This window comes from Sphingopyxis sp. YR583 (assembly GCF_900108295.1).
Classification (GTDB): Bacteria; Pseudomonadota; Alphaproteobacteria; order Sphingomonadales; family Sphingomonadaceae; genus Sphingopyxis.
The window spans coordinates 335,422-356,429 of sequence record NZ_FNWK01000002.1; the positions used below are offsets into that span (position 1 = coordinate 335,422).

25 protein-coding genes are annotated in these 21,008 nt (G+C 62.9%); 8 read left to right on the forward strand and 17 right to left on the reverse strand.

All coding sequences use genetic code 11. The annotated features are described in order from the left end of the window. Positions 1-5: 5 nt before the first annotated feature. Positions 6-1,544, forward strand: coding sequence for an AMP-binding protein (locus BLW56_RS13565; protein WP_093511218.1), 1,539 nt, complete (start codon positions 6-8; stop codon positions 1,542-1,544). 84 nt (positions 1,545-1,628) lie between these two features. Here the strand turns inward: BLW56_RS13565 and BLW56_RS13570 are convergent, their stop codons facing one another. Next, a complete protein-coding gene (locus BLW56_RS13570; protein WP_177175969.1) occupies positions 1,629-2,252 on the reverse strand; it encodes a Yip1 family protein in 624 nt (207 codons plus the stop codon). Positions 2,253-2,433: 181 nt separating this feature from the next. Between BLW56_RS13570 and hspQ the strand changes: the two genes are divergently transcribed. After that, positions 2,434-2,808 carry a heat shock protein HspQ gene (hspQ, locus tag BLW56_RS13575; protein ID WP_093511219.1) on the forward strand — a complete coding sequence of 125 codons (375 nt, stop codon included), beginning with the start codon at positions 2,434-2,436 and terminating at the stop codon, positions 2,806-2,808. 7 nt (positions 2,809-2,815) lie between these two features. On the opposite strand, the gene BLW56_RS13580 is transcribed toward hspQ, so the two are convergent. Continuing rightward, positions 2,816-3,688, reverse strand: a complete 873-nt coding sequence (locus BLW56_RS13580; protein ID WP_093511220.1) for an ABC transporter permease — start codon at positions 3,686-3,688, stop codon at positions 2,816-2,818. A gap of 123 nt (positions 3,689-3,811) precedes the next feature. Between BLW56_RS13580 and BLW56_RS13585 the strand changes: the two genes are divergently transcribed. Next, positions 3,812-4,501 (forward strand): GcrA family cell cycle regulator, encoded by a 690-nt coding sequence (locus BLW56_RS13585; RefSeq protein WP_093511221.1) that lies wholly within the window; start codon positions 3,812-3,814, stop codon positions 4,499-4,501. 10 nt (positions 4,502-4,511) lie between these two features. Continuing rightward, positions 4,512-4,916 (forward strand): PaaI family thioesterase, encoded by a 405-nt coding sequence (locus tag BLW56_RS13590; RefSeq protein WP_093511222.1) that lies wholly within the window; start codon positions 4,512-4,514, stop codon positions 4,914-4,916. 52 nt (positions 4,917-4,968) lie between these two features. Here BLW56_RS13590 and BLW56_RS13595 read toward each other — a convergent pair whose 3' ends face one another. After that, positions 4,969-5,796 carry an outer membrane protein gene (locus BLW56_RS13595; protein WP_093511223.1) on the reverse strand — a complete coding sequence of 276 codons (828 nt, stop codon included), beginning with the start codon at positions 5,794-5,796 and terminating at the stop codon, positions 4,969-4,971. A 170-nt stretch (positions 5,797-5,966) separates the two neighbouring features. On the opposite strand from BLW56_RS13595, the gene parE reads away from it, so the two are divergent. Together parE and BLW56_RS13605 are read left to right on the forward strand one after the other, a co-directional pair. Next, complete coding sequence (gene parE / locus BLW56_RS13600) at positions 5,967-7,946, forward strand: DNA topoisomerase IV subunit B (RefSeq protein WP_093511224.1); 1,980 nt, start codon at positions 5,967-5,969, stop codon at positions 7,944-7,946. Between the two features lie 10 nt (positions 7,947-7,956). After that, on the forward strand, positions 7,957-9,324 hold the full coding sequence (locus tag BLW56_RS13605; protein WP_093511225.1) for a serine hydrolase: 1,368 nt from the start codon (positions 7,957-7,959) through the stop codon (positions 9,322-9,324). On the opposite strand, the gene BLW56_RS13610 is transcribed toward BLW56_RS13605, so the two are convergent. Genes BLW56_RS13610 through uvrC form a run of 8 tightly spaced genes read right to left on the reverse strand, consistent with a single transcriptional unit; the run spans position 9,242 to position 16,352 of the window. Then, entirely contained in the window at positions 9,242-9,712 is a 471-nt protein-coding gene (locus BLW56_RS13610) for a DUF417 family protein (RefSeq protein ID WP_093511226.1), read from the reverse strand. The two genes, BLW56_RS13605 and BLW56_RS13610, sit on opposite strands and share 83 nt — an antisense overlap. A gap of 56 nt (positions 9,713-9,768) precedes the next feature. After that, entirely contained in the window at positions 9,769-10,560 is a 792-nt protein-coding gene (locus BLW56_RS13615; RefSeq protein ID WP_093511227.1) for a LysR family transcriptional regulator, read from the reverse strand. Then, positions 10,557-10,958, reverse strand: a complete 402-nt coding sequence (gene apaG, locus BLW56_RS13620) for a Co2+/Mg2+ efflux protein ApaG (RefSeq protein WP_093511602.1) — start codon at positions 10,956-10,958, stop codon at positions 10,557-10,559. Before apaG ends, BLW56_RS13615 begins: the two co-directional genes overlap by 4 nt. A 23-nt stretch (positions 10,959-10,981) precedes the next feature. Next, the gene (locus BLW56_RS13625) at positions 10,982-12,190 is read right to left on the reverse strand and encodes a trans-sulfuration enzyme family protein (RefSeq protein WP_093511228.1); all 1,209 of its coding nucleotides are present in this window, start codon (positions 12,188-12,190) and stop codon (positions 10,982-10,984) included. 4 nt (positions 12,191-12,194) lie between these two features. Continuing rightward, positions 12,195-13,241 carry a 3-isopropylmalate dehydrogenase gene (gene leuB / locus BLW56_RS13630; RefSeq protein WP_093511229.1) on the reverse strand — a complete coding sequence of 349 codons (1,047 nt, stop codon included), beginning with the start codon at positions 13,239-13,241 and terminating at the stop codon, positions 12,195-12,197. Between the two features lie 48 nt (positions 13,242-13,289). Further along, positions 13,290-14,027 (reverse strand): DNA repair protein RecO, encoded by a 738-nt coding sequence (recO, locus tag BLW56_RS13635; RefSeq protein ID WP_093511230.1) that lies wholly within the window; start codon positions 14,025-14,027, stop codon positions 13,290-13,292. After that, the gene (locus BLW56_RS13640; protein WP_093511231.1) at positions 14,015-14,407 is read right to left on the reverse strand and encodes a PaaI family thioesterase; all 393 of its coding nucleotides are present in this window, start codon (positions 14,405-14,407) and stop codon (positions 14,015-14,017) included. Before BLW56_RS13640 ends, recO begins: the two co-directional genes overlap by 13 nt. A gap of 10 nt (positions 14,408-14,417) precedes the next feature. Beyond that, positions 14,418-16,352: an excinuclease ABC subunit UvrC gene (uvrC, locus tag BLW56_RS13645; RefSeq protein ID WP_093511232.1), complete on the reverse strand. Its 1,935-nt coding sequence runs from the start codon at positions 16,350-16,352 to the stop codon at positions 14,418-14,420. Between the two features lie 68 nt (positions 16,353-16,420). Here uvrC and BLW56_RS13650 point away from each other — a divergent pair, with 68 nt between their 5' ends. Together BLW56_RS13650 and BLW56_RS13655 are read left to right on the forward strand one after the other, a co-directional pair. After that, positions 16,421-17,140 carry an SDR family oxidoreductase gene (locus BLW56_RS13650; protein ID WP_093511233.1) on the forward strand — a complete coding sequence of 240 codons (720 nt, stop codon included), beginning with the start codon at positions 16,421-16,423 and terminating at the stop codon, positions 17,138-17,140. A gap of 13 nt (positions 17,141-17,153) precedes the next feature. Beyond that, on the forward strand, positions 17,154-17,801 hold the full coding sequence (locus BLW56_RS13655; protein WP_093511234.1) for a glutathione S-transferase family protein: 648 nt from the start codon (positions 17,154-17,156) through the stop codon (positions 17,799-17,801). 59 nt (positions 17,802-17,860) lie between these two features. Here BLW56_RS13655 and BLW56_RS13660 read toward each other — a convergent pair whose 3' ends face one another. The 6 genes from BLW56_RS13660 to BLW56_RS13685 form a co-directional block, all read right to left on the reverse strand. Continuing rightward, a complete protein-coding gene (locus BLW56_RS13660) occupies positions 17,861-18,394 on the reverse strand; it encodes a F0F1 ATP synthase subunit B family protein (RefSeq protein ID WP_093511235.1) in 534 nt (177 codons plus the stop codon). Then, positions 18,387-18,884 (reverse strand): F0F1 ATP synthase subunit B family protein, encoded by a 498-nt coding sequence (locus tag BLW56_RS13665; protein ID WP_093511236.1) that lies wholly within the window; start codon positions 18,882-18,884, stop codon positions 18,387-18,389. The genes BLW56_RS13660 and BLW56_RS13665 overlap by 8 nt, the downstream gene beginning before the upstream one ends. A gap of 71 nt (positions 18,885-18,955) precedes the next feature. Then, complete coding sequence (locus BLW56_RS13670; RefSeq protein WP_037515205.1) at positions 18,956-19,186, reverse strand: F0F1 ATP synthase subunit C; 231 nt, start codon at positions 19,184-19,186, stop codon at positions 18,956-18,958. 42 nt (positions 19,187-19,228) lie between these two features. Continuing rightward, positions 19,229-19,981 (reverse strand): F0F1 ATP synthase subunit A, encoded by a 753-nt coding sequence (locus BLW56_RS13675; protein ID WP_093511603.1) that lies wholly within the window; start codon positions 19,979-19,981, stop codon positions 19,229-19,231. A 50-nt stretch (positions 19,982-20,031) separates the two neighbouring features. Next, the gene (locus BLW56_RS13680; RefSeq protein ID WP_093511604.1) at positions 20,032-20,361 is read right to left on the reverse strand and encodes an AtpZ/AtpI family protein; all 330 of its coding nucleotides are present in this window, start codon (positions 20,359-20,361) and stop codon (positions 20,032-20,034) included. Between the two features lie 233 nt (positions 20,362-20,594). Then, the gene (locus BLW56_RS13685) at positions 20,595-20,996 is read right to left on the reverse strand and encodes a YdbL family protein (RefSeq protein WP_093511605.1); all 402 of its coding nucleotides are present in this window, start codon (positions 20,994-20,996) and stop codon (positions 20,595-20,597) included. Positions 20,997-21,008 lie beyond the last annotated feature (12 nt).

The following is a 21,008-nucleotide window of genomic DNA, read 5'->3' on the forward strand; positions in this document are numbered from 1 at the left end:
GACTGATGCGGCTGGTCGACTGGCTCGACAAGGGGGCGTCGCTCGGCGCCGATGCCCCCTGCCTGACGATGGACGGACGGAGCCTGTCCTATGCCGAGGTGCAGGCGCTGACGCACCGCGTCGCACGTGGGCTGAACACGTCGGGCATATTACCGGGTCAGCATGTCGCAATCCTGTCGGGCAACGACCCAATAGCTTTCGCCTGCGTCTTCGCCATCTCGCGCGCTGCGGCGGTGTGGTGCCCGATCAACCCGCGTAACGAAGCTGCCGAGAATGCCTATGTTCTCGACAATTTCGACTGCTCCGCGCTGATCTTTCACAGCAAGTTCGCGGACCTCGTCGATGAGTTGCGCAGCCAACTGCCCAAGCTGACCCTGCTCGTCTGCGTTGACGCCGAACAGCCGTTTGCACCCTCACTCGACAAGTGGCTGAACGGCATAGACGGGGCGCCCTTCACTGCCGCTCCGGTCAGCGACCTCGCCATGCTCCCCGGCACCGGAGGCACGACCGGCCACCCCAAGGGCGTGATGCTCACGAACCGCAATCTCGAGGCCATGACCGCGCTCACCTTGATGGGCTATCCCTTCGAAGGGCGCCCGGTCTATCTCGCGATGGCGCCACTCACCCATGCGGCGGGCGTACTCGCCTTTCCGATCATGGCGCATGGCGGCGAGGTCGTGATCATGCCGCACCCAGATATCGGCGAGTTCCTGACGCTGGCGTCAAGGCACCACGCGACGCACAGCTTCCTGCCGCCGACTTTGATCTACATGCTGCTCGACCATCCCGCGTTGCCCGCGACCGACCTCTCGGCGATGCAGTGCTTCTGGTATGGCGCGGCGCCGATCTCGCCCGCGCGGCTCGAAGAGGCGATCGGCAAACTCGGCCCAGTGATGGCACAGCTTTTCGGGCAGACCGAGGCACCGATGATGATTTCGATGATGGCGCCGAAAGATCATCTAAATCCCGACGGATCGGTCGCGCGCCATCGCCTTTCATCGGCGGGCAAACCCGGCCCGCTCGTCCGCGTCGCGATCGTGGGTGAGGATGGCGGGGAATTGCCGCAGGGCGAGCGCGGGGAGATCGTCGTGCGCGGCTCGTTGGTCATGGACGGCTATTACAAGAATGCCGAAGCTACGACCGAGGCGACGTTGAACGGCTGGCACCGCACCGGCGACATCGGCTATGTCGACGCCGACAACTTCCTCTTCATCGTCGACCGCGCCAAGGACATGATCATCACGGGCGGCTTCAACGTCTATTCGGCAGAGGTCGAGGCGGCACTACTCGCCCATCCCGCCGTGCAGGACGGCGCTGTGTTCGGCCTGCCCGACGACAAATGGGGCGAGCGCGTGTGTGCGGTGGTCCAGCTCCGCGCCGGACAGAAGGCCGATCCGCAGGATATCATCGCCTCGGTGAAGGCCGCGATCGGTAGCGTCAAAGCTCCCAAGGAGCTGGAAATCTGGGCCGACCTGCCCCGGTCCAAGGTTGGGAAAGTCCTGAAACGAGAAATTCGGGCGCTGCGACTGGCCAATAATCTCTGACTTATTAGCGCATGACCGGTTGGACGCGGTTAACGGCACAGCACACCGCCCCGGCGCGAAGCCGGGACGGTTGCAGGGCCCATCTCATCTGATGGTAACGAGGGACGGCGCGGCAAGCGCCCCGACGACAGCACCGACGATCAGGAACAACACGATATAAACGACGATTACGACCACTGTGTAACCAAGCGCCTTGTCCTGCGGCGCCTTCATCAGCACGGGGAGGCCAAGATACAGCAGGTAGAGGCCGTAGAGCGCAAACAAGAGGCCGATGACCGACAGCGCCGGCAATATGGCGAAAATTCCGCCGACCCATCCCGCCGTCGCCGAATAGGCCGCAACCTTCAATGCCTGGACCTGGCCCTTTTGTCCGCCGAAATTCGGCGCGAGAGCGTCGATGACGAGCGCGAGAATGAAGATCGTTGCCAGCGACAAGCCATATGAGACAATCGCCGATACCAGCGCGCCCGCCAGCGGCGGATGATAGGTCACGCCGAGCATGGTGAAACCGAACACCTGGCCGCCAACAAATCCGGCAATCGGACCGATCGCCGCCAACAGCAGCACATAGGGCACATAGATCGACTGTATGGTTGCCGGCTCGGCGGCAATGATTGGCCAAGTCTCCTTCGGCTTGAGCAAGATGTCCTTCGCGCGCTGGACAATACCCGACGCCGGGCTGGAGTTGTTGGGTGGTACGTCCGTCATAATGCGTCTCCCCTGATCGTGCGGCCCAAAACCCGAATGGGAAATGCAAATGCCAAAGCGCACTATCTAGCCCGCATGACCGCTGCATCTGTAACGCTGATCACAGCCCGATTCGGTAAACCACAGCCAGATCGGAATGTAACGGACTTGAAACGCGCGTAAACTGCCATAGATTGACCATATGACGCTCGACTCTTCATCCGAACTCCCTGCTGCCGTTACTGCGCCGCTCATCGGCCGCGCCCGTTTTGCACCCGGCGACATCGTGCGTCACCGCATGTTCGACTTTCGAGGCGTCGTATTCGACATCGATCCTGTCTTTGCGAACAGCGACGAATGGTATGAGGCGATCCCCGAGGACATCCGTCCGGCGAAGGAGCAGCCCTATTATCATCTGCTCGCCGAAAACGGCGATTCATCATACATCGCCTATGTCAGCCAGCAGAATCTGGTCGCCGACGGCGATGGCGGACCGATCGATCATCCGCAGGTCGACGCGATGTTCGACGGCTTGGATCACGGGCGCTATCGCGTCCGCGCGATTCACCGCCACTGAGCGAGCGTCAGGCTTTCAGTTTCCAGCCCGATGCGAGCAGCCGATAGGTAATGACGCCAAGCGCGATATTGACCGCGACGAGCATCAGCACCGCAGTCAGCACGGGATTGGCGATGGTCGAATCGACCGTTCCGATGAAACCGTAGCGAAAGCCCATGATCGCATAATAGACGGGATTGCCGTGCGCGATCGTCTGAAACCACGGCGCAAGCTTGTCGACCGAATAGAAGGTGCCGGAAAGCAGCGCGAGCGGGGTGACGACGAAATTGGTGACCGCAGCCGCATGATCGAATTTTTCGGCCCATACCGACGTGATGAGACCAAGGAAACCGAGCATCATCGCGCCAAGTACACCGAAAACCGCGACCGCCCACAAATGATCCGCGCCGACGTGAACGCCCGGCCACAGCAGCATCGCAAGCCACAGCGCCAGTCCGACAAGTATCGCGCGCGTCACGGCCGCGCCGATCAGCGCGATGATCAGCTCGCCAACGGCGAGCGGCGGCATCAGATAGTCGACGATCGTCCCCTGGATCTTTCCGACGAGCAGCGAAAAGCTCGAATTGGCGAAACTGTTCTGCAGCATCGCCATCATGATCAGCCCCGGCGCGATGAAATCGGCGAACGGCACGCCGATGACCGTGCGACCCGCGCCGCCCAATGCGACGGTGAAAATGACGAGAAAAAGAAGGGTTGTGATCGCCGGAGCCCAGATTGTTTGGAGCTGGACCTTGAAAAACCGCCGGACCTCCTTGACATATAGGGCCTGCATGCCCGGCACGTTCAGCGTGCGGATGTGCGGGACGCCTGGTTCGGCGAAAGCCGGAACCGTGCGGATATTTGCTGAGTCGGGGTTCGAAATTTGGGGCTGGTCGTTCATGGCGTTCTCGCCTATCGCCTCCCCGATCTTACCGCAAGCTGGGCCGTCGAAACACCGATCCGCAAGGACCGTTCGAGAGACGATATTGTCGCCCGCTGCGTGGAATGATGAGGAATATAGAGCATGTCATGGACTGACGAGCGCATCGAACAGCTGCGCAGCATGTGGGAAAAGGGCCTGACCGCCAGCCAGATCGCCGACGAACTCGGCGGAGTCAGCCGCAATGCGGTAATCGGCAAGGCGCATCGCCTGGGCCTGAAGTCGCGCCCCTCGCCCGTCAAGGCGACCGAAAAGGTGGCGAAGCCCGCGAAGCCCGCTGTCCCAACCGCGCCGAAACCGGCAGCACCCGTTGCGGCCGCGCGCCCCGCGGCTCCCGTCGCGCCGCGTCCGGTCGCCGCGGCGCCGAGGCCCGAACCCAAGCCGCCCGTCGAGGCGTCTGATGACAATGGCGTCGAAGCCGCACCGAAGCCCGATGCACCGCGCATCGTTTCGATCGGCCCCGGCGGCTTCATCCGTCAGGGCCCCGGCGACCAGCAGGCTCCGATCCCGCCTGCACCGCCGCGCCGGCTGGTGCCCGCAAAGCCGAGCCCCGAAATCGCAGACAAGACGAGCCTGCTCGACCTCAACGACCGCATCTGCCGCTGGCCGATGGGACACCCCGGTGAGCCCGACTTTCATTTCTGTGGCGAAGCGGTAAACCCCGGTTTTCCCTATTGCGTCGAGCATTGCGGCCGCGCCTATCAGGCACAGTTGCCGCGCGGCACGCGCCGCCCGCCCCCGCCCCCGCCATTTGGTGGTCCCCGGGTCCGTTAAGGCACGGCCCGTGAGGCCCTTCGCGCAGGATTTCGAGTTCGCGCGCGCGCTCGGCCTGCAAATGGTCGAGCGCGGCGACGGGCGCTGCACGATGGCGATCGATATCGAGCCACATAAGCATTTCAGTCCGCAGGGCGCCGCGCACGGCGGCGTTGCCTATTCGCTCGCCGATACCGCGATGGGCGGCGCGCTGACCAGCGTGCTGGGCGATGATCAATGGTGCGCGACGCTGGAAATCAAGTTCAACTATCACGTCCGCGTTGGCGAAGGCCGGCTGACCTGCGAAGCCGAAGTCTTGCATCGCGGCAAGCGCGTCGCAAACATCGACGCGCGCCTGTACCAGGATGGCCGCCTTGTCAGCAGCGCGAACGGCAATTTCGCGATATTCGCTGCGCCGCACGCGCGGCAGGCATAGGTAAGGCGCCGGATCGCATGGACCCGGCGCCTCCCTTTCCGCTCCCAAGAGGTCAGAAGCGGTAACTCAACGTCCCGCGCACGCTGTGCGTCCGGAAATTCGGGTCGCTGCGGCGGATATCGGTCCCGCCGCCGTTCAGCAGGAACGGGTTCGTCGCGGGAGCCGTACCGGCGCCGACATTCACGACATAATCCTTGTCCTTGACGTCGGTGTACAGATACTCGAGCCCGAGCCCGATATTGTTCGTGACCATCACTTCGGCACCCCCGCCGACGGTGTAGCCCCAAGCGTTGGTTTTGCCATTGTCGGCAAAGCTGTTCACCGTATTCGACGTCGCAAACTTGTTGTCGAGCCGCGCATAGGCGCCGCCGCCAGTCACATAGAAGAGCGCGCCGCCAGGCGTATAGCCGGCACGGAGACGAGCATTCGCCTGATAGTCGGCCTCGCGGCTCATCGTATAGCTGGCAGGGGTGGTCGAAAAGCCGCTGACGCTGTCGCGAGCAACGCTGCGACCACCTTCGACAACCGCGCCGAGTACGAAATTGCCCATTCGCTTGTCATAGCCGAAACGACCGAAAAATTCGGCGCCGTCCTTGTCGTTGCGACAGCTGATATTGGCGGTTCCGGTCGCTGCGCCGTTACAGAAACCGGGCGAGAAAGCATCGGTGCCGCCGGCGGTATTGACAGTATCGCCATAGGTACCGTCGCGGTTCGTATCGAAGATCAGGGTTTCGCCGCGATCGCTTCCCTGAAGCGATGCGCCACCGCCGACCGAGATATAGGGACCGTTAAAGTCTTGCGACGGATCGCGGTCCTGCGCGAAAGCCGGAACGGCGAGCAAAGGCACCGCCGAAACGGCGAGGAGAGCAGTAAATTTCATTGTTATTACTCCACTTTTTGTCGACCTTGCGGTCCCCAGCCCAACCCGGGGCTATCCACCAAAGTTCCATCCAGTGGCCGAAACGGGATGAGCCGAGCTCACGTCGGAGGCGTGTCCCGCCTTGAAAACCGCGCTTGCCAGCGCCCTTCCCCGCCCCGTATAGCCGATGCATGAGTCACGATTTGTTCGACAGCAACCAGCCCGCGACCGACAGCTATAATGCCTCGCAGATCGAGGTGCTCGAAGGGCTCGAACCCGTCCGCCGCCGCCCCGGCATGTATATCGGCGGCACCGACGAACGCGCGCTGCACCATCTAGCCGCCGAGGTGATCGACAACAGCATGGACGAAGCCGTCGCGGGTCACGCGACGCGCATCGAAGTCACTCTCGACGTCGGCAACCGCCTTACCGTCGTGGACAATGGCCGCGGCATGCCCGTCGACCCGCACCCGAAATTCCCCGGCAAATCGGCGCTCGAAGTCATCATGACGATGCTCCACTCGGGCGGCAAGTTCGAGGGAAAGGCCTATGCGACCTCGGGCGGACTTCACGGTGTCGGCGTCAGTGTCGTCAATGCGCTGTCGACCGAGACCGAAATCGAGGTCGCACGCGGCAAGCAGCTTTACCGCCAGCGTTTCTCGCGCGGCACACCGCTTGGCGGGCTAGAGGAACTCGGCCCGACGCCGAACCGGCGCGGCACAAGCGTTTCATTCATCCCCGATCCTGAAATTTTCGGCGAACATGGACGTTTCAAGCCCCAGCGTCTCTATCGCATGGCCCGCTCGAAGGCGTATCTCTTTGCCGGCGTCGAAATCCGCTGGAAATGCGCCCCCGAGCTGATCGGCGACGATACGCCTGCCGAAGCCGTGTTCCAGTTCCCGGGTGGCCTTGCCGATCACCTCAAGGAGCAGATCGGTACGCGCGAGTGCGCAACCGCCGAGCCGTTCGTGGGACGGCAGGAGTTTCCTGGCGAACAGGGGCGCGCCGAATGGGCGATCGCCTGGCCTTTGTGGTCAGACGGATCGTATAGCTGGTATTGCAACACGATCCCGACCCCGGCGGGCGGCACGCATGAAGCAGGACTGCGCGCCGCACTTACCAAAGGGTTGCGCGCGTTCGGCGAGCTGATCGGGCAGAAGAAGGCGGCGCAAATCACCGCGGAGGATGTGTTCAACGGCGGCGAGATGATGCTGTCGGTCTTCATCCGCGATCCGCAGTTCCAGAGCCAGACCAAGGACCGACTTTCGAGCCCGGAGGCTGCGCGCTTAACCGAAAACGCAGTGCGCGATCATTTCGATCATTTTCTGTCGGACAATATGGATCGCGGCCGCGCCTTGCTCGGCCTTGTCCTCGACAGGATGGACGAACGGCTGAAACGCAAGGCCGAGCGCGAGGTCAAGCGCAAGACGGCGACGAGCGGACGCAAGCTGCGCCTGCCGGGCAAGCTCACCGATTGTGCGAACGACGGCCCCGAAGGTACCGAATTGTTTATCGTCGAAGGCGACAGCGCCGGTGGCAGCGCCAAGCAGGCGCGCGATCGCAAGACGCAGGCTATCCTGCCGATTCGCGGCAAGATTTTGAACGTCGCGAGCGCCAGCGCTGACAAGATCCGCGCCAATCAGGAAATCGCCGATCTCGCGCTCGCGCTCGGCTGCGGGATGCGCAAGGATTGCGACGCTGACCGGCTACGCTACGAGAAGATCGTGATCATGACGGACGCCGACGTCGACGGCGCGCATATCGCGACGCTGTTGATGACTTTTTTCTTTCAGGAGATGCCCGATATCGTCCGGAACGGGCATGTGTATCTGGCCCAGCCGCCGCTTTATCGCCTGACTGCCGGAAATCTGTCCGCCTATGCCCGCGACGACGCGCATCGCGCCGAGCTTGAGTCCACGATGTTCAAGGGCAAGAAGGTCGAAGTCGGACGTTTCAAGGGGCTGGGCGAAATGAACCCGAACCAGCTCAAGGAAACGACGATGGATCCGGCAACGCGCTCGATGTTGCGCGTTACGCTGCCGCAGGAATATGAAGAGCGGCATCAGGTCAAAGATCTGGTGGACCGGTTGATGGGGAAGCATCCCGAGCACCGCTTCCAGTTCATTCAGGCCAATGCCGCGAGCCTCGATGAGGCTGCGATCGACGCTTGAGGAGGCTTTCATGGCGAGATTCTGCATGGGAGCGATAGCAGCGGCGATGCTGGCCGCGCTTCTGCCGCAATCTGCCGTCGCCCAGGAGATCGAGGGATCGACCTCGGTAGCGCAAACGGCTTTCGATCGCCGCGCCGTGCAACTCGTCGACCTGTTCGCGGGCAGGATTGCCTATTCCGACTATTTCGACCCGCATTTCCAGACCGCGGTTCCTGAGGCGCAGTTCGGTGCCTTCAGCGCGGGCCTTGTCGCGCAATATGGCAAACCGGTCGGTATCGACAGCGTGACGCCCACCGGCGATCGTTCGGGAGCCGTCCTGTTGCGCTTTGAAAGGGGCGTTGCGACCGTCCTGCTCGATGTCGGCGTCGCGGCCGACGAACGCGTGACCGGGCTGCGCGTGACGGGCGTGACGGTCGCGAACGACAGCTTCGAAAAAGTCGCGGCCGAGATCTCCAAATTGCCCGGACAGACGGGTTTCCTCGTTGCCGAGCTTGACGTCACGGCCATCCGGCCCCTCGCCTCCGCCAACGTCGACCAGCAATTCGCGACGGGCTCGACCTTCAAACTCTATATTCTCGACGAACTCGCGGCGCAGGTCGCGGCAGGCAAGCGCCGCTGGTCCGATGTCGTGCCGCTGTCGCATTTCAGCTTTTCTTCCGCCGGCACCGCGAACTGGCCCGCGAATACACCCGTGACGCTCCAGACACTCGCCAACTGGATGATCTCGGTCAGCGACAATGGCGCGACCGACACGCTGATCCACCTGCTGGGACGCAAACCGATCGAGGCGCGGATGAAGAGCGCCGGTCACAGCGATCCGTCGCGCAACATCCCGCTGCTCACAACCGTCGAGGCGTTCGCGATGAAAGGAAGTAATTTCAATGATATGCGCGCGCTTTTTATCAAGGGTGATGATGATGCGCAGCGCAAGCTGATCGAGAGCAACCGCGACCGGCTGACGCTCGCCAACGTTGATGGGGTGAGTTTCACGGCGGGCCCGCGCTTTATCGACAGCCTCGAATGGTTCGCGAGTCCGAACGATATCGCCCGGCTGATGGTCGATCTGCGCGCACGCCAGTCGAAGACCTTGCTCGAAGCGATGGCGATCAACAATGGCGTCGGCCCCGTGGCCGCCAGCGACTGGACATATCTGGGCTATAAGGGCGGGTCGGAGAATGGCGTCCTGTCGATGAGCCTTCTCGGGCAGCGCAAGACGGACGGCAAATGGCTCGTCGTCACGGCAAGCTGGAACAATGATGCAGCCAATGTCGACACCGGACCACTGATCGGGTTGGTCACGCGCCTTCTCGCGCTCGCAGCGCATGAGCGGAATGCAACGCCAGCGTCAGGCAAGCCGCTAGCAACACAGCGTCCTTGAACAGGAACTGGGCCGTCGATCCCATGAAGGGAAATCCATATCCCTCCTTCCATAATTGCGCGCCGAAGCTGAAGCTGAGCGTTATGAGAAACGTGCAAATCCCCATCAGGCCGCCAATCAGCCCCGCTCGATGCGACCATGCGCCAAGCGCGACGAAGGCGCCGGTCAGCAGCTCGATCGTCCCGATGACGTTGCTTGTCCCCTGGACGCCTATCAAGGGATACATCCACGCAAACAGCGGATAGTGCATTGCGGTCCGCGCAACACCCTCGGCTTCATAGAGCGCGAATTTCGCCACGCCGAAGAAGCCGAATATGAATACGATCGACCATCGCAATGCAGCAATTGCCACGAGATGCGACGGCAGCCTGTTCGGAATCTTGATCATGACACCCCCGATGAATGGTTTCGGGGTTATTCGGGCGTCGGTACTGCCCGGTTACATCAGGCGGTCAGCGCGGCGACCAACGCCTTAACCTTTGCCTGACGCCATTGCGGCGTCGGCGCGACGAGCCAATAGCCGCGCTTCACGGCAACGCTGTCGCCGATCTGCCGCACCCGGCCCGCCGCGATGTCGGCCTCCGCGAGCATCGCCGGCACATTGGCCTGCCCCAGACCGTTCGCCGCCGCATCGATCGCCAGCCCGGCATCGCCAAGGCGCAGCGCCGGTTCGCCGTCGCTTGCGGGGCAGCCCGGCCACGCAATGCGCGTATCGCTGTTGCTGCCGGGCCCGGCGACGGTAACCATCAATGCGTCGGCGAGCGCCACGCCCTCATGCTCGCCTGCACCGTCGGTCCAGAAGATCGCTATATCGAGATTGGCTTCGGTAAAATCGATCCCCGTATCGGCCGACACGAGCGTGAAGCGTACATCGGGTGCCTGCTGGCTGTAACGCGCGAGTCGCGGCGCCAACCATTTGGCGGTCAGGTCACGCGGCGCCGCTATCGTCAACGATTGCGACGATTGCCCCGCCTGCATGGCACGAACCGATTCCTCGAATTGCAGAAAGCCCTGCCGCAGCGCGTCCAGCCCCGCGTCGGCTTCGCCGGTGAGTTCGAGCCCCTTGGGCGTACGGCGGAACAGCACGACGCCGAGCATATCCTCGAGCGCCCGGATCTGCTGCCCGACCGCGGCGGGGGTCACCGCGAGTTCGTCTGCAGCGCGCGTGAAGCTTAAATGCCGTGCAGCGGCGTCGAAGACGCGTAGCGCGTTCAGCGGCAGGTGCGTGCGCTTCATGGCGCGGTCGCAGGCGCCACGAGCGGGAAATGCGGAATCGCGACGAGCAATTGCGATCCGTCACCCAATTCCATCGCATAGCTGCCGACCATCGACCCTTCGGGGGTCGGAAGCGGGCAGCCCGAGACATAGTCGTACGCTCCGCCGGGAAGGATCAGCGGCTGTTCGCCGACGACGCCCTCACCCTCGACTTCACTGATCTGGCCGCGACCGTCGCTGATCCGCCAATGGCGGCTGATCAGTTGCACCGCACCCTCGCCATGATTTTCGACGCGAACATGATAGGCCCAGAACCAGCGGCCGAGCGCCGGATGCGACTGTTCGGGCAGATAGCTGACCGCCACGCGCACGGTGATCGAACCGGTGGTCGCCGCAAAGGGGAAGAAGGAGTCGATCATCGTGCTCATGGCGCCAGCGTCGCTCAAAGCCCGACCTTGGTCAATGCCTGGTCCAGATCGGCGATTACATCGCGCGGATCCTCAAGCCCGATATTGATGCGAAGCATTCCCTCGACGACACCCATATCGGCGCGTGCCTCGGCGCTGACGCCGTAGTGCGTCGTCGACGCGGGGTGACAGCAGAGACTGCGTGAGTCCCCGATGTTGTTCGAAATATCGACGAGTTCGAGCGCGTTGAGCAGGCCCATGGCCTGTTCGCGGCCGCCATCGAGAATGAAGGAAAAGATCGGCCCGCAAGCCTCCATCTGGCTCATAGCCAGATTATGCTGCGGATGGCTCGCAAGCCCGGGGTGGAGCATACGCGCGACGCGGCTCTCGATCGCCTTGCCGACCGCGAGTGCGTTTTCCGACTGGCGGCGCGCGCGCAGATCGAGCGTTTCGAGTCCCTTGAGCACGACCCAGGCGTTGAACGGCGATAGGTTCGGTCCGGTGTTGCGCTGAAACGGCAAAAGCACGTCGTTAATGAACTTCTCCGAACCGCAGACCGCACCCGCGAGCACGCGCCCCTGCCCGTCCATCAGCTTGGTAGCCGAATAGGCCACGACATCGGCGCCGAAGTCCATCGGACGCTGAAGCACCGAGGTTGCAAAGGCGTTATCGACCACGGTCGTGATTCCATGCGCTTTCGCCAGCCCGCAGACATGCTTCATGTCGACGATGTCCATCGTCGGGTTCGCCGGCGTTTCGAAGAAAAAGACCTTGGTATTGGTCTTGATCGCCTTTTCCCAAGCGTCGTTATCGCGGCCGTCGACGACGGTCGTTTCGATCCCGAAGCGCGGGCAGAGATGATCGACGAGCCAGCGGCACGAACCGAATGCGGCCTTCGCCGCGACAATATGGTCGCCCGCCGAAAGCTGGCAAAGCAGGGCGGTCGTCATCGCCGCCATGCCTGTCGCCTGCGCGCGGCACGCCTCGGCGCCTTCCATCAGCGCGATGCGTTCTTCGAGCATGGCGACGGTCGGGTTCTGCAGGCGCGAATAGGTCATGCCCTGTTCTTCGCCGGCAAAGCGCGCCGCGACTTCCTCCGCGCTGTCATAGGTGTAGCCCGACGAAAGGAAGAGTGCTTCCGACGTCTCGCCATGTTCGCTGCGCCATGTCCCCCCGCGCACCGCCTGCGTCGCGGGATGCCAGCCGCGTGTCTTATTCCGGTCGAGGCCCGTATCTTTTTTCATCTTGTTATCCGTTCAAAGCTGAAACGACCGCATCGCCCAATGCCGCCGTTCCCATTTTGCCCCCCAGATCGGCGCCACGGCAACCATCGGCCAGCACCTGTGCCACTGCTGCCTCGATCCGCGCCGCGCTCGCTTCATCGCCGCCCGAATGGCGGAGCAGCATCGCAAGCGACAGGATCATCGCCAGCGGATTGGCAACGCCCTTGCCCGCGATATCGGGCGCGCTGCCGTGAATCGGCTCGTACAGTCCCCGCTTGCCCTCGCTGAGCGATGCCGATGCGAGCAGCCCGATCGATCCGACGCACATCGACGCCTGATCCGACAGGATGTCGCCGAACAGATTGCCGGTAACGACGACGTCGAACTGGCCGGGATTGCGCACAAGCTGCATCGCGGCATTGTCGACATACATGTGGCTGAGCGTCACGTCGGGATATTCGGCGGCGACTTCGATCACCACATCGCGCCACAGCTGCGAGGTTTCGAGCACATTCGCCTTGTCGACCGAGCACAGCCGCTTCCGCCGGCCCTGCGCCGCGCGGAAGGCGACGTGGGCGATGCGCCGCACTTCGCTCTCACTGTACGACATGATGTCATAGCCTTCGCGCTCACCGCTGTCGGTCGTGCGCATGCCCTTCTCGCCGAAATAGACGTCGCCGTTGAGCTCGCGGACGATCAGCAGGTCGATTGCCGATGCGACTTCGGGACGAAGCGCCGAGCTGTCTTCGAGCCCCGCGAACAGCTTGGCCGGGCGCAGATTCGCGAACAGACCAAGCGCCGAGCGAAGGCCGAGGATCGCCTGTTCCGGACGCAGATGACGCTCGACACTATCGAAGCGGGGATCCCCGACCGCACCGAACAGGATAGCATCGGCCGCCTTTGCCTTGGCAAGCGTTTCGGGCGGTAGCGGATGGCCAGTCGCTTCATAGGCGGCCCCGCCGACGAGCGCGCGGTCGAGTGTGACGGGAAGCGCAAGCGCGCCGAGGACCTTTTGGGGCTCTGCCATGATTTCCGGACCGATACCGTCGCCAGCCAGCAGCAGGATTTTCAATGCGTCGCCCTTTCGTGTCTCGCCAGCCGCTTAGACAGCGGCGGCGCGTCACGCAACCGCTCTGCCTAGCCGATCGACCAATCTTTCCCTTACGGTGAGCAAGTCGCGGTTGGGCCCGTCGAGGAGGTCGCGGTCGAGGAAATGGCCGGTGATGACGAGGCTGTCGAGGACATCGCCCATCGTCGGGCCGCCGTCCTGTCCGCGCAGAAAGGGCGGCAGGCGGAACAGGCGCTCCTCATACCCCGCCGCAGCGCCGATACTGACCGCACCGCCCGATTTGGGGCTGACGAACGCCAGATCGGTTGAAACCCCCGTCGCCACACACTCTTCGAGATTGAGGCCGAAACCGAGTTCGGCAAGCAGCAGCAGCTCGTAACGGGCCAGCGCCGCCGCCCATTGCCGCGCGGACGATGCGACCCCGATCGCATCCAGAACGGCCGACAATGCCGTATAGAGCGCCGGATAGGGCTGGCTCTCGGGTAACGTTGCCGCCGACAGGCTCGTTACCCAGTCGATCGCCGCTGCCGGCAGGGGTTCGGCGAACAGCGGTGCGCGGCTTTCCAGCAATTCGACCGTGGCAGCGCCAAGCTGTTCTTCGGTGCGCGCCCGCAATTCGAGTGCCACGAGATTTCCCGGTATCAGGATCGGCCGCAGTCGGCGCGAGCGCCCGCCGCGCACATAGCCGGCGACCAACCCCGCTTCCTGCGTCAGTACGCGCAGGATTGCGCCATGCTCACCGTGCGCGCGGACCGCGCAGACGATTGCGTCGGCGGTCAGGCTGGCCAAAGCACCATCTGCGTCTGTGTCACCAGCGCAACCTCGGCACCGTCCTCGGTACGGATGCGCGTTTGCCAGACCGACAGCCGCTTGCCGATCTTCACGGGGGTCGCTTCGCCAACGAGTATGGACCCGACCGCCCCGGCGCCGAGGAAGTTGGTCTTGCTCTCGATCGTCGTCGTGCCGCTCGCGCCTTCGGGCAGCGTCAGGAATGCGCCCACGGCGCCGAGACAATCGGCAAAGGCCATGATCGCGCCGCCATGGACGATATTGCCAGCGGTACAAATGTCCGGACGAACCGGAAGCTTGCCCGCGACGCGATCCTTGCCGCCTTCATGAATCGTGACCCCAAGCGTTCCCGCGAGCGGCATGGCTGCTGCAAAATCCATAAAACTCCCCTCACCGTCCCGAATGATAGAAATCATGCACTGCCTGCGCGACCGCCGCACTGACGCCGGGCGCTTTCTGCAAATCCTCCAGGCTCGCACCGCGCACCGCGCGCGCGGTACCGAAATGCATCAGCAGCGCCTTCTTGCGCGACGGGCCGATGCCTGGGACCTCGTCGAGTGGCGACGAACCCATCGCTTTCGCCCGCTTCTGTCGGTGCGCGCCGATTGCGAAGCGGTGCGCCTCGTCGCGCAGCCGCTGGATATAGAAGAGCACCGCATTGTTCGGCGGCAGCGTGAATTCGCGCCCATCGGGGTGATAGAAGGTCTCGCGTCCGGCATTGCGATCGGGGCCTTTGGCGACGCCAACATAGGTCAGGTCGTCGATGCCGAGCTCGGCGAGCACCGCGCCCGCCGCCGACACCTGGCCCTTGCCGCCGTCGATGAGCACCAGATCGGGCCACTCGCCCTTCGTTCGCTCGGGATCTTCCTCGATCGCGCGTGCAAAGCGGCGCTCGAATACCTCGCGCATCATCGCGAAATCGTCGCCCGGCTGCGTTTCGGGGCGCTTGATGTTGAACTTGCGGTACGCGCCCTTGATCCAGCCTTCTGGGCCTGCGACCACCATCGCGCCCAAAGCATTGGTACCCTGAATGTGGCTGTTGTCGTAGATTTCGATCCTCTGCGGCGGATTTTCGAGATCGAACAATTCGGCGAGTTCGCGGCCGAGCTTGGCCTGCGAGCTGCCCTCGGCCAGGCGCCGGTCGAGCTCCTCGCCGGCGTTGCGCACCGCCTGCTCAAGCAAACGGCGACGGTTGCCGCGCTGGGGCACGCTGATCTCGACCTTTCGGGCTCCGCTCTCGCCCAAAGCCTCGGCGAGCAAGGCGCTCTCCTCGGGCTCGCGGTCGACGAGGATCAGCTTCGGTGGAGGCACACCTTCGTAGAATTGCATGAGGAAGCTGGCCATCACCTCGCTTTCGGGCACGCCCGCCACATGGACGGGGAAGAAGCTGCGGTGCCCCCAATTCTGCCCGCCACGAATGAAGAAGCCCGCGATGCAAAGCTGCCCGCCCTTTGCAGCGAGCGCGAACACATCGGCGTCACCCAGTCCGTCGGCATGCACGGACTGGCTGCCCTGGATGAAGGTAAGCGATTTGAGCCGGTCGCGGATCACCGCCGCCTGCTCATAATCCATCGCGTCGGCGGCCTTGGTCATCGCATCGCCCAGCCGCTTTTGCACCGCTGTCGAACGGCCTTCGAGGAAATCCTGCGCGTCGCCCACCAGCCCCGCATAGTCTTCCTTCGAGATGCGATCGACGCATGGCGCGCTGCACCGCTTGATCTGATAGAGCAGACAGGGCCGCGAGCGGTTGGCGAAGAAGCTGTCGGTGCAACTTCTGAGCAAGAAGGTCTTTTGCAGCGCATTGAGTGTCTGGCCCACCGATCCCGCGCTCGCGAACGGGCCATAATAACGTCCCTTGGCGCGCCGCGCGCCGCGATGCTTCTGCACGCGGGGGAAATCATGGTCTGTGCGCAGCAGGATGAACGGAAAGCTTTTGTCGTCGCGCAGCAGGACATTGTATGGCGGGCGGTATCGCTTGATCAGCTGCGCTTCGAGCAGCAGCGCTTCGGCCTCGCTCGTCGTCGTGACGATCTCCATCGCGCGCGTCTGCGACACCATGCGCTGCAACCGCTGCGGAAGCCGCGCGACCTGCGTATAATTGGTTACACGGTTCTTCAGCGCGCGCGCCTTGCCGACGTACAGCACGTCGCCGCGCGCATCGAGCATGCGGTAGACACCCGGGCGCGTCGGCAATTTGCGTACGACGCTGCGGATCGCCTCGGCACCGCGTTCGAGGTCGGGCTGGTCGCCTTCCGCGTCGCCACCGCGGATCACATAGGTCGCTTTTTCTTCATTGAATCGGTCGGGAGCGTTCGGACGGGCCATGATTTTGCATGTAGGCGATGGCGGTGCGACCCGCCATAGTGCGCGAGGTAAAACATAGGAGGGGTCTTATGGAAATTCGCGGAAAACTGGCTCTCGTCACAGGTGGTAGCGACGGGATCGGACGCGAGATCGCGCTGCAACTGCAAGGCGCGGGAGCCGACGTCATCGTCACGGGCCGGTCGTCCGAGAAGCTGCAAGCGATGGCAGCGCTCGGTTTCGGTACGATTTCGGGTGACTTGTCGACCACCGCGGGTGTCGATGCAATCATCGGCGACGTTGCGGGAAAGCCGATTGCAATCCTCGTAAACAATGCCGGCGTCGGAAGCGAATATGAACTGGATCAACCCGCCACGCTGGAAAGCGCAGCGCATTGCATCCGCACCAATCTCGACGCGCCCATCGCGCTCTGCACGCAACTGCTCCCCGCGCTCCGCACACAGCCCGAAGCAGCAATCGTCAACGTCACGTCAGGCCTCGCGATTGCGCCGCGCGCGGGCGGATCGATCTATTGCGCGACCAAGGCAGGGCTCCGCAGCTATACACAGGCGATCCGCCATTTGCTGAAGGACAGCAATGTTCGCGTGATCGAGGCGCTGCCACCTGTTGTCGAAACGAACATGACGGCTGGCCGATCGGGCAAGAAGATGAGCGCACACGACTGCGCAGCGGAGATCGTGCGCGGCATTCGCACGGGCAAGAGCGAAGTCAACGCCGGCATGGTGAAGATACTCCGGCTCGTCCACAGCATCTCGCCCGCGCTTGCGCGGCGGATCATGATCCAGTTCTGAGGACCGCGACAAAATGATCACGCTCTACGGTGAAGGTCGCGGCTTTCGCGTCGCGTGGCTGCTCGAGGAGATGGGGCTGCCCTACCGGCTGCGGCAGGTCGATCTGCTCGCTGGCGTCGAACAGGATGCCGAATTCCTGTCGATCAATCCGGCAGGCTTCATTCCGGCGATCGTCGATGGCGATACGGTAATGGTCGAGTCGATCGCGATCCTGCAATATCTGCTCGCACGGCATGGGCCGAGCCCGCTGGTTCCGGCGTCCGACGATCCTGCCTATCCCGTCTATCTGCAGTTTCTTCACATGGGCGAAGCGGGGCTGGCGGGGCCGGTAAACGCCATCGTCGCGACCAACATCCTCGCACCCGAGACCGAACGGCAGAATTGGACCGTGGACTGGGCGCTCGACATTTTCAGAAGCAGGCTCGATCTCGTGCGGCGCCAGCTTGCGAAGTATCCCTATGTTGCGGGCGACAATTTCACCGCTGCCGATATTTCGGTGACCTACGCTCTCCAGTTTGCGCAACGTACGATCGGCTTCGTCTTTGACGCGGCGGAGCTCGATTACATTGGGCGGACGACCACACGGCGAGCCTATGGACGCGCAATGGACAATTGCCCCGCCACAAAGGCGTGGGTCGCCGGGTGGACAGAAACCAGGTAGCACAAAACGAAACGCCCGCGGAAATCCGCGGGCGCTCTGTTTCGGCGATGTCGAAGGGATCAGCCCTTGACGACGCCAGCGATGGCCTGATCAACCAGCGCTTTGTCGGCGGCGGCGTCATGCTTGTCGGCGATCAGCTTTGCCGCAGCCTCGGTCGCTGCCTTGGCAGCCGCGGTGCGGACTTCGGCGAGCGCGCCGGCTTCGGCCGCAGCGATGCGGTCTTCGGCCATCTGCTTACGACGGGCGATCAGCGCGGTCGCATCGGCCTTGGCCTTAGCGACGAGCGCCTCCGCCTCGGCATCGGCGCGAGCGCGCATTTCGTCGGCTTCCTTCGCCGCGTGAGTGAGCTTCGCTTCATATTCGGCCTTCAGCGATTCGGCGTCGAGACGCAGCGCTTCGGCTTCGTTGAGCTGCTTCGAAATCTCGGCAATCTTGTTGTCGAGCATGCCTGCAATCATCGCCGGCACCTTCTTCCAAAGAAGGATCAGGATGAAGATCGCCATCGCGATCGAAACCCATACAGTTGCCGTAATGACACCGAAGGATGCGGGCTCCGCTACGCCTTCCGACAGGATCAGAGCAAAATTAGCCATGGAGCACCGCCTTCACCGCCGCTTTGGCATCCGCCGCACCGACTTTCACGCCCGACAGCTTTGCGACGAGCTCGCCAGCCGCTTCGGCCGCGACCGATTCAATTTCCGCCATCGCCGAAGTGCGTGCGGCGCTGACATCGGCTTCGGCCGCCGACAGCTTGTCGGCGAGTTCGGCGTCGATCTTCGCAAGACGCTTTTCGGCGTCTTTTGCCGCCTTGTCCTTGGCGTCGGTTACCGCCTTCTGCGCGGCGGCGCGGCTCGCGTCGCTCTGCTGGCGATAGCTTTCTTCAAGGTTGTCGGCGGCGGCATGCGCGGCCTTCGCCGCTGCCAGATCGTCGGCAACCTTGCGGTCGCGCGCGTCCACCGTCGCCTCGATCTTCGGCAGCATGCCGCGGCCGATGACGAAAAAGACGAAGCCGAAGGTCAGCAGCACCCAGAAAATCTGCGATGCGGCGTACCAGCTTTCAGCGAATTGGCTGATTTGAGGCATGGATTTACTCGACCGACAAAAGAAAAGCAGTCGCAGGGCCGGCTTTTAGCGAGCCGGCCCCGCAAACGAAATCAGGCTGCCTTCAGGTACAGCAGGATCGCGATAAGGAACGACAGCAGGCCGAGAAGTTCTGCAGCCGCGAAGCCGATGAACAGGCGGCCCTGCTGGCCGTCGGCAGCAGCCGGGTTGCGCAGCGCGCTTTCGAGGAAGCTACCGAACACGTTGCCCACACCGATGGCAGCCATACCGGCACCGATGGCTGCCAGACCGGCGCCGATGAGCGAAGCAGCTTGAACGTCCATTTTATACTCCTTGGGAAAAACGTTGATTATACAGTTGAAATGTCAGTGCAGATTGACCGCGTCGTTCAGATAGAGCGACGTGAGCAGCGCGAACACATAAGCTTGGATGCCCGCGACCAGCAGCTCAAGTCCGCTGATGCCGACCATCAGCGCCATGCTGGGGATGCCGACGCCAAGGCCGACAGCCGGACCGGCGGCGATCCCGTCGATGATGAACGATGCGAACACCTTCATCAGCACGTGGCCTGCGGTCATCGCGACGAACAGTCGGAGAGCAAGGCTGAACGGGCGGACGAGGAACGACACCAGCTCGATCACGGGGATCAGCCACAGCAGCCACCAGGGCGTGCCGTGCGGGACGAACAGCGAGAAGAAATGCAGGCCATGGCGCCAGAAACCAACAATCAACACGATCGAGAAGCTCAGGATCGCGAGAAAACCGGTGATCGTGAAGTGGCTCGTCACGGTAAAGGGATGCACGCCGAACAGGCCGAGCGGCATCAGGCCGAGCACGTTCAGCATCAGGATGAACATGAAGAGCGAGAAGACATAGGGCGTATATTTACGGCCTTCAGGGCCGATATTGGCATTCATCATGCCCGAAATGAAACCAGTGAAGCCCTCGACGGCGACCTGCCAGCGACCCGGAACGAGCTGGCGCTTCATCCCGCCGATCATGAAAACCCACAGAAGCAGGCCGGCGATCACCATCCACATCGCGCTGGTGGTAAAGGCAACCTCATGATTGCCGACATGGAACATGTCGAACATCTTCTGCACCTCGAACTGGTGCATCGGGTCCACTTTGCCTTGATCCGCCACGCGATACCTCGCCTAAATTAATATCAGTCCGGCTTTGCGGGCCGAACGTTCGCGATCCGAAATATATTCCTGAAGGCGACGACTATTCCGAGGAACAACACCACCAACAGGCCCCAGGGTGCCGTGCCCGCGAAATGGTCGATTGTCCAACCAACCAGCGCGCCGCCACCGATCCCGCCCAGCAGTTCGGCCAAAACGCGGTTCCCGAGCTTGTAATTCGCATCGGTTTCCGGTCCGGCGTTCACTGCGGTCCGTTTCGCTTCTGCGGCTTCGGCCCGGTCCAATCGCTCTTCGAGCGAGACCAGGCGCGAATCCTCCGAAGCTGGTTCCGGATCGCTGCCATTCCCCGTCATTCCCGCCATCCTCCTGAAACAGAGCCGATATCCATCGATTCCGCCTGCGAAAAAAGGCCCGAAAATTCGGGGGACCCCTAAGGCGCGGTCCGTTTAGGAACGACGCCCGATTAAGTCAATGCTTGTGCGCAGGTGCACAAATTTGCCTGCCTTGCGGCCTACAAAAATGCCGCCGCGTTTAGGGGCGCGGCGGCATCTGAGGGCCCGCAGGCCCCGTTGTTCGATTGAACCGCTTACGGGCAGCGCGAGTCACGCTCCGGCGGGCTGCCGTCGCGGGTTTTCCATGCGCCGCCGGGCGTCTGGTACTTTTCGCCCGGCTTGGTGTTCGCGATCAGGTTGCAACCGCTGGTAAAGGCGAATTGCTGCACCGTGCTGCCGGTTGACTGCGCGCTCGCGGTATAGGCAGCCTTGCGCTTGATGTTCAGATCCTCAACGAGCGCCCGGATCGCCGGCGTCGGCGCCGTTGCAAAGCCCAGATAGCCATCAACCTGCTCACCGATCTGGCCTGCGGCACGCGCGGCGGCATAGGCCGGATCGCGCTGCGCCATCGCCGACGGCACGGCCAGCGCAACGGCAGCGGTCGCTGCGATTGCGGCAAGTGCCAGTCCGGTCGGTTTCCACATCGTCTTCGTCATCTTCATGTTCCC